This is a genomic window from Companilactobacillus paralimentarius DSM 13238 = JCM 10415 (genome assembly GCF_001434985.1).
Taxonomy (GTDB): Bacteria; Bacillota; Bacilli; order Lactobacillales; family Lactobacillaceae; genus Companilactobacillus; species Companilactobacillus paralimentarius.
Genome location: NZ_AZES01000062.1, coordinates 1 through 7790 on the forward strand (window position 1 = coordinate 1; position 7790 = coordinate 7790).

Genomic DNA, 7790 nt, shown 5'->3' on the forward strand with positions numbered 1-7790 from the left:
TTTTGTTCTGATTCCACTTCGTCCTCCGAATATATACAATATAATGTTATTTATATACATAAAAACCCCAACTTAATAAAGCATGTATAAAAAAAGTATAGTCCATTAACTCGTCCCCAACAATAATTCTTGACAAATTTAAAAATTTGGCAACGTTTACCAGACATTTTTTAGTGTTTGGTAGATTGCAAATTTAATCCGAATTTTTGGACAAATTTGTCAGCATAACCTGATACGGTGTTTGCCAGTCGAGTATTTTAAGCGGTCGCTGGTTAATTTGGAGTAACGTCGTCGTTAAATCTTGAGCACTAATGTGCTCAAAACGAGTCCCTTTAGGATAAAAATAACGTAAATTCCGATTAAAGCGTTCATTACTACCACGTTCAGCTGGAGTATAAGCATGGCAGTAATAGGTCTTAATACCATATTGTGATTCAAGTGATACTAGCCCACTAAACTCAGTGCCACGGTCCACAGTAAAGCTGTGCACCGGACCATTAAAAGTGGTTAGGAACTTAGTTAGTGCTTCATTAACAGTCGCTGTCGTCCGATCTTTTAACCGGTATGCCCAAAGGAACCGTGATTTTCGATCGATTAAAGTTAATAAAACTGCCTTACTATGCCCATGAGGACCAACGACTGTATCTAGTTCAAAATCGCCGATGCGATTACGTTGTTAATCATCATGGGACGCTGTTCAATTGATCGCCCCAAAGATTGATTATATTTGGATCGTTGGTCAACGTTACGCCGTTGGCGTACGCCATGTTCAGGTAGATCATTCAAGGAGAAACTAATTCTCCCTTGATTTAGCCAATTATAAATAGATTTAGTAGCTAGTTTAAATTCGTGAGCAATCATTCCTGGTGACCAGCTTAGACGTAAATGGTTGAGAATTTTTTGCTTTAACTCATCGCTCAGCTTAGTTTTCCGACCACATCGTGATCGCTTGTATTCGGCATCTGTTTGTGCTAATTCAGCCTGATAAGGTTGACATCGAGATAATTCATAAGAAATTGTTGACGGTGATCGGTTCAGCCGAACGCCCATTTGGATATTGGACAGCCCTAGTTCACAAAAGGTTTCGATTTTAATTCGTTCGGAATAGGTTAAACTAGACAAAAGATCAGCTCCTAAAAGATGGGTTTGTGGTAAACACCATTTTAAAGGAAGCTGATCTTTTTTGTCCGAACAGCGTTCGGATTAATTTTACAATCTACCAATATTCCTCTTATAAGGGTACCGTCGGTAAGATCGCCGAAAATCTCTTGGAACAAGACTTTAAACAGGCTAAGCCTTATATAGTACTCCATACAGATATTACGCAAATTCGCTTAGCGAACCACGATGGGCTTATATCTCAGCTATTACCGACGAGGCCAGCAAGGAAATTTTAGCATTTCAAATCAGTAATAGTCCCAATTGCATTCTAATAACCAAGACCGTTGATGAATTAATCAATAAGTTACCAAGTAATGTTCAACCCATCACTCATTCCGATCAAGGATGGCATTACCAACTAGATTCCTATACAAAAAAATTATCTGAACATGAATTTATCCAAAGTATGTCCCGCAAGGGAAATTGTCATGATAATGCCCCGATTGAAAGCTTTTTTCACCTTTATAAGACCGAATGTTTGGCTGGATTCCCACCGTGTAAAGGCTTAGCCGAATTAAAAGCAGTTTCTTTAGAATATGTTAATTGGTTCAATTACCGACGAATCTCATCAAAAACAAAAGGCATGTCCCCGTGTGAATATCGAGAACATACCTTAGCGGCATAATAATATTTACTTTTGTCTAACTTTTGTGTTGCACTTCATGCACTTTAAAATGACTCAAGGCTAGTTTTTATTTGCTACTGAGCCATCGTTAATGATGGCCATTTTGTTCTAAAGTACATTCGTGATGACGCAATGATTCACCGATATCTCATCCAGATACTAAGCCTTCTTCTCTCGAATGGAGCCCACCAGATCATCTGTAGCTGGAGCGTTCGCAAGCAATGCGCGAACATCATCAAGATTCACCTTAACATTCCAAACTAAAACACCAACTAACTTATCGGTATCTATGAAATAGACAAGCGATCCATGCGTTCGCCGATCAAAAATCAATTGCAATTTAGGATCAATATTACCGATTGCTTGCCAGGAAATATCAAAAATCATGGAATAGAAGTATGGGGTATGCTGATAGCTCATGTGAGCACCTGCCATATTACGGCCAACTAATTCACCAGAAAGTCGGGCATGGTCCACGTGCTCAATCCGTTGCCGACCCAAGATGTGATCTGGATAAGAGGCAATATCTCCAGCAGACCAGATGGCTGGGTCACTAGTATTGAGATACTCATTAACTTTCACACCACCATCAGCTAAATCCAAACAACTGTCTTCAGCTAAACTAATCCGCGGCGTAACGCCTAACCCAACAATGATCGTATCGGCTACGATCACCGTACCATCCTTTGTCAATAGAGTCAAGTGGTCACCTTGGCGTTGATATGATTGGACAAACTGACCACTCATCAGTGTGACACCATTGCGTTTGAACGTGGCTTCATACTCAGTCCGAATAGGCTCAGGAAATTTACCCTCACCCAGCGCTTTTTCTGGAAAAATCATCGTAACTTCAGTCTCATTTTGGGTCAGTGACGATGCGAGCTCTGTACCAACATATCCACCACCAATGATCACAACTCGCTTGTTCGGACCACTAAATTTACGTAACTTGCGATAATCTGACCACTGTCTAAAGACTAGCACATGTGGATCAGAAGGTCCCTGGATTTGTCTAGGTTCTCCGCCAGTTGCTAGCAATAGCTGTTCATACTTGATTTGCTCACTATCGGCCAATGTAATGACCTTATCTTGCCGATTAATAGCCGTAACCGTTGTCTTGAACTTAAAAGTCACATTGGGATAATTTTCAGCACCAATCTGAATGTTCTCTTCAGTAAATTCATCATCTAGCCATAGTTTTTTACTCAGTGCCGGTCGTTCATATGGGACATCCGCCTCTTGCGAAATAATTAAGATCTCACCCTCTGAATCTTCCTGTCGAATTCCCTTGACGGCATAGCCAGCAACCACTCCGCCACCAACAATGACGTATCGATAGCTGTTTGTCTGATCCAAATCACTCATCTAATCGCCTCCATAACTTTACTTTTTCTAGGATCATTGTAATATAAAAACGCCATGATTCGAAAAATAACGCTCAGAATTGTCAATCGTTGCTTGCTTTTATCAGAATAATAATTTTATTTACATACTGCTACAAAGCTATCAAATATCACTATGATCCAGATTTAGAATTGCGGATAACACAGCATAAAATAATATTATTTTAATTAAAAAACCTCAATTTTTAAGGTAATCATTTTTGATTTTAATTTGAAGTAACAATATTCGAAGAGTTGTCATTTTTCTTGGTCATTTCTCGGATTTTAGTGGAGTTAGAAGTTTCAAGTGGTCCGCTCTGCTATGATTCTCTCATGTAAACATCATCTTTGTATATTGAATTTCTTTCGATATCTGATAAAGGTCGTCCGTTTAATCCCTGTATTACGGGCAACATCTACATCACTCATACCCGTTTGATAAAGCTTAAAAGCGTGTTGCAAACGGGGATCATCTTTGGCATATTGGGGTTTGCGGCCATGATATTTACCTTGCTGTTTGGCAAGCGCAATGCCTTGTTGCTGTCGCTCAATGATCCGCTTACGTTCACTTTCAGCTTGGTACTTGTAGAGTTCAATAATCAAATTGGTCATCAGTTGCCGTAAGTTGGGATCCGCAATCCCGGTCATGGACGGTAAATTCAACACATCTAGGGTGGCCCCCTTATTTTGAATGGAGTTCATGATCTTAGTCAAATCCTGGTTGTTTCTGCCTAAGCGATCTAATTCAGTGACCAGGACAATATCACCCTCACGAATATAGGCCAGCATTTTTTGCAGTTCTGGCCGATTAGTGTTAGCCCCACTTAATTTATCCGTAAATAATTTATCAACGCCTTTTAAAGCCGCTAATTGTCGATCTAAATGTTGCTCCTTGGAACTCACACGCGCATAACCGATTTTAGCCATTTCCAATTCTCCTTTTGGACAGTTCTAATGAACACTTGTGATTCCTAGTATAGCACAGAAATAAAAAAGACCACTAGGGTATACCCTATTGGCCGTCTAGTAGGAGGACTATCATTTCATTTGTTCATCTATGTTCAATTGAATTTCATGCTTAAGTTTATCTACGTAGCTGCCCAAACCTTTATCAAATAACGATTTTATATTGCAAAAGTCAGTTATAGATTTGAGAGCATTTCCAACAAAGAGTGCACTAATAAATATTGGTATATTGTCGTCTAGATTGCTTATAGGAGCCATACTGGATACATCATATTCTTGGTAAACATTAGTTGCATGTACTCTTTTAGAAGTCTGATGCATAAGGAGATTGTAACGTTCCCCTTCATTAACATATATAGCTAAGCTTTGTAAACCATGCAAGTAGTTTCCGTTCGTATCTTTGCTAACATTATAAAAATCTTTAAAGTCCTTAGGGCTAATACTGATAGAATGGTCATCAAAGAATTCTTTAATCGTATCGTTGATGTTGTCTTTTCTTTCTTCTAAATCTGATTTGTTCATGTTGGATTTGTTAGCTAGTTCTATTGCTTTGTCCCTTTGTATTATGTCTTTAGGGTTATTTGTATTAATCAATTGAGGATTAGACAAAGCATTTATACTTTTTTTAACCTCATCTTTCTTGGCAATTAAAGTATAAGCCCTCTTTTTTATTTTATATTCTGCTTTATTGCCTTTACTTTTAGTTAAATAAAGAACATAAAAATAAGTTTCCATAATGGTGCGACTAATCATTTGAGGAATAGATTTGTTTTCCTGATAATTATTTACTTCAAAACGATATAAATCAACCATATATTTAACCAGTAAAACCAATAAGTCGTACTCTTCTAGTTTTCCATGACTTTTAAGCCCTTCTGCTATTTTATTTATATTAGATTCTGCTTTTTTGGAAATAATTTTTGTGGTATCTATCAAAGAAGCACCCTTTATCTGCAAATATTAATTAGTAACCATTCCTTTAGTCAATCTTACCACTAATTTATAAGTTATATTTGAATCACGATATCAAGAAAATCTCGCTGGTTTTTTTATTTTAGACGTGGATAAGCTGCTAGTCTGCTTGTATAATAGTATTTTGTAGAGAAGTTAAGGCGGTGGCTATTTCCGATCGGAGGTGGTGCTTATGGTGTTAAAACCTTAAAGCCCATAAATCCTAACGAAAGGAGTAGCCTAAGTGTCCGTTGCGGACGCTTTACAATTAATGCTGGCTTTCGGTACGTTTATCGTAGCCTTAATTGCATTAATTGTTGAGCTGATCAAAAGTCAGCAAAAAAAATAACCGCCTTAGCTTGGCAGAGCTAGCGGTTATTTAATCGTATTAAGTTATGCCACCGTCTTTAACGGCTCTACATGGGAAGTCCTGTTCCAGCGGGGCTTCCTTTTTCTGTCTATATTATAGCATGACTATAACTGATTTTCGACTATTTTTAATCAGCTTCCTAGCAACTTAGGGGAACATATGTTTGCTTTATGTGCTACAATACAGGTAAAAGCTAACAGAAGTGATGAAATTGTTTACTGATGATGAACCGCATGGCGTGTTTTTATTAATTGATAACAAGTCCTTTTATGCTAGTTGCGAAGCCGTTTCCCGGGGGCTAAATCCCTTAAAAGTCCCATTAGTGGTCCTTAGTGAAGCTGAAAATACCAATGGCGGACTCATTTTAGCCACGTCACCCGAAGCTAAGCATGTATTTCATCTTAAAGCCAACGTCTCCCGTAAACGTGACTTACCCAATGACCCCAGGTTGTGGGTCGTGCCACCGCGCATGAACCTTTATATTCAACGTAATTTGCAGATCAATCAGATCTTTCATCAATTTACCACTGAACAAGAGGTTTGGCCGTATTCAATTGATGAAAGCATTCTTGATATGACCTATACTTGGCGGCTGTTTGGCAATTCCGTTCGCGAAGTGGCACGCTTGATTCAAAAGACAGTTCGGCAAAAGCTAGGCTTGTATACCACCGTGGGAATTGGTGACAATCCGGTGCAAGCTAAATTAGCCTTAGACCTTTACGCTAAACATAATCATGAATTGATCGGTGAAATCCATTACGAAACTGTGCCGGATAAAATTTGTTCAATTACTGAATTAACGGACGTTTGGGGGATTGGCCCCCGTATGGCAAAACGTTTGAACCACCTTCACATTCACAATATGTATGAGCTAGCCCATACCAACCCTTATTTACTCAAACAGCAGCTTGGCGTCATTGGTAGCCAGTTATTTGCTACGGCCTGGGGAATTGATCGCGCGCAAGTTACGGAACCAACTAAGGTTAAAGAAGCTAGCCTGGGTAATTCGCAAGTATTGCCACGAGATTATTTTAACCAAGTCGAAATTGAAACCGTCATTAAAGAAATTGGGGAACAGGTGGCGGCGCGGCTTCGGCACCACCATAAACTGGCGGGGTGTCTATCGCTAAGCATTGGGTTTTCCTATGCCGCAGCTGAAGCAGATGGTCGCGGTGGCTTTCACCAAGCTTTAAAAATTGACCCGACTAACGACAATCAAGTTTTGACGCAACAATTATTGTGGTTATTCCGTCAGAATTGGGACGGTCAAGCTGTCCGGAATATTGACGTTTATAGCAGTAAATTAAGTTCTGCTACCGGACAACAACTTAATTTGTTTGAAACATCAAGTACCCAAATTCGCCATAGCCAGCTAAACCAGGTTATTGATGAAATTCACCGTCGCTTTGGCTTTACCAAATTAGTTTATGCTACCAGTTTATTAAAGGGCGGCACTGCTATTGAACGAGCCTCACTGGTAGGCGGCCATAATGGAGGGAACAGTTATGAATAAAGACCTAAAACTCATCACGTCTCGCCTAATCAGCTTGTTTAAACGCCAGTCACGAACGCGATATTGGCTAATGATCGCTAATGATACTTATGATCAGACCTATAACGTCTTTTTTAACAGTCAGCGCGTCAATGAACGGCTAAAGTCAGTACCTTTACATAAATTAACTAACTATGATTTAGTTGATTTAGAAAGATTGTTAAAACAGCTACGACAAACGATTAAACTAACGATTGAATTTGTGGGCTTTACCGGAGAGCGTTGGCCAACAAGCCAAAAGTTGATTCAACGAAAGCAGGTGTCACTTGAATAACCAAGACTTTGACCTAGACACAGTTAAGCATTTTTTTGAACATGTTTATCACGACCGGGGCATGGTGAAATGGCAGGGGTTCTATTTATCCGACCATACTGCAGCTTTAAATCAACAAAAGCAGCACTTGAACGAAGTATACATCGCACAACCGCAGCAATCCTTAGTAGTGATTACCCAAGTGCTGGCAGACGCATACCAGCGTCAGCAACCAGTGACCATTCAACTAAAAACGGTTGACCAAAACAATCATCATTTGCCAGATATAACCACCTTGATCCATGGTTACAATGCCAATGATATTGTGATTGACGCTGATCGTTTGATTCCACTACAAGAAATTCGCAATGTGGCAGACAAAAAGACGGAGAAACTATAAAAATTAGCTCTCCGTCTTTTCTTAGCGCTTTATTTAACACTTCACTTTTTTCATATTTCATATAAAAAATAATCATCGGCGAATTTTATAATCAAGTTAGCCACTTTCAATAAAAGCTCAAAATAAAAAC

Annotated in this window: 8 protein-coding genes and 1 pseudogene; 5 read left to right on the forward strand and 4 right to left on the reverse strand. The window is 39.1% G+C overall.

The genetic code is table 11. The features are described from left to right. Positions 1-193: 193 nt before the first annotated feature. Positions 194-1122 (reverse strand): annotated as a pseudogene (locus tag FD33_RS06310) (IS30-like element ISLpl1 family transposase). A 235-nt stretch (positions 1123-1357) separates the two neighbouring features. Between FD33_RS06310 and FD33_RS12650 the strand changes: the two are divergent. Further along, positions 1358-1786: an IS3 family transposase gene (locus FD33_RS12650; protein WP_225350461.1), complete on the forward strand. Its 429-nt coding sequence runs from the start codon at positions 1358-1360 to the stop codon at positions 1784-1786. Positions 1787-1945: 159 nt separating this feature from the next. On the opposite strand, the gene FD33_RS06315 is transcribed toward FD33_RS12650, so the two are convergent. The 3 genes from FD33_RS06315 to FD33_RS06325 all read right to left on the reverse strand — a co-directional run bounded on the left by FD33_RS06315 (position 1946) and on the right by FD33_RS06325 (position 5070). Next, on the reverse strand, positions 1946-3151 hold the full coding sequence (locus tag FD33_RS06315) for an NAD(P)/FAD-dependent oxidoreductase (protein ID WP_025086107.1): 1206 nt from the start codon (positions 3149-3151) through the stop codon (positions 1946-1948). Between the two features lie 359 nt (positions 3152-3510). Further along, on the reverse strand, positions 3511-4095 hold the full coding sequence (locus tag FD33_RS06320; RefSeq protein ID WP_025086106.1) for a recombinase family protein: 585 nt from the start codon (positions 4093-4095) through the stop codon (positions 3511-3513). A gap of 111 nt (positions 4096-4206) precedes the next feature. Continuing rightward, positions 4207-5070 (reverse strand): hypothetical protein, encoded by an 864-nt coding sequence (locus FD33_RS06325; protein ID WP_056955847.1) that lies wholly within the window; start codon positions 5068-5070, stop codon positions 4207-4209. Between the two features lie 286 nt (positions 5071-5356). Here FD33_RS06325 and FD33_RS06330 point away from each other — a divergent pair, with 286 nt between their 5' ends. The 4 genes from FD33_RS06330 to FD33_RS06345 all read left to right on the forward strand — a co-directional run bounded on the left by FD33_RS06330 (position 5357) and on the right by FD33_RS06345 (position 7660). Further along, positions 5357-5434: a putative holin-like toxin gene (locus FD33_RS06330; RefSeq protein ID WP_076661461.1), complete on the forward strand. Its 78-nt coding sequence runs from the start codon at positions 5357-5359 to the stop codon at positions 5432-5434. Positions 5435-5660: 226 nt separating this feature from the next. Further along, on the forward strand, positions 5661-6968 hold the full coding sequence (locus FD33_RS06335) for a Y-family DNA polymerase (RefSeq protein ID WP_025086103.1): 1308 nt from the start codon (positions 5661-5663) through the stop codon (positions 6966-6968). Then, the gene (locus FD33_RS06340) at positions 6946-7281 is read left to right on the forward strand and encodes an acetyl-CoA carboxylase (RefSeq protein ID WP_404989897.1); all 336 of its coding nucleotides are present in this window, start codon (positions 6946-6948) and stop codon (positions 7279-7281) included. The genes FD33_RS06335 and FD33_RS06340 overlap by 23 nt, the downstream gene beginning before the upstream one ends. Continuing rightward, positions 7274-7660, forward strand: coding sequence for a hypothetical protein (locus tag FD33_RS06345; protein ID WP_025086101.1), 387 nt, complete (start codon positions 7274-7276; stop codon positions 7658-7660). Before FD33_RS06340 ends, FD33_RS06345 begins: the two co-directional genes overlap by 8 nt. Positions 7661-7790 lie beyond the last annotated feature (130 nt).

Excerpts from the sequence above, each read along its gene's own strand:
- FD33_RS06315 (WP_025086107.1), bottom strand. The coding sequence starts at position 3,151 with ATGAGTGATTTGGATCAGACAAACAGCTATCGATACGTCATTGTTGGT.
- FD33_RS06320 (WP_025086106.1), bottom strand. The coding sequence starts at position 4,095 with ATGGCTAAAATCGGTTATGCGCGTGTGAGTTCCAAGGAGCAACATTTA.
- FD33_RS06330 (WP_076661461.1), top strand. The coding sequence starts at position 5,357 with ATGCTGGCTTTCGGTACGTTTATCGTAGCCTTAATTGCATTAATTGTT.
- FD33_RS06335 (WP_025086103.1), top strand. The coding sequence starts at position 5,661 with ATGAAATTGTTTACTGATGATGAACCGCATGGCGTGTTTTTATTAATT.
- FD33_RS06340 (WP_404989897.1), top strand. The coding sequence starts at position 6,946 with ATGGAGGGAACAGTTATGAATAAAGACCTAAAACTCATCACGTCTCGC.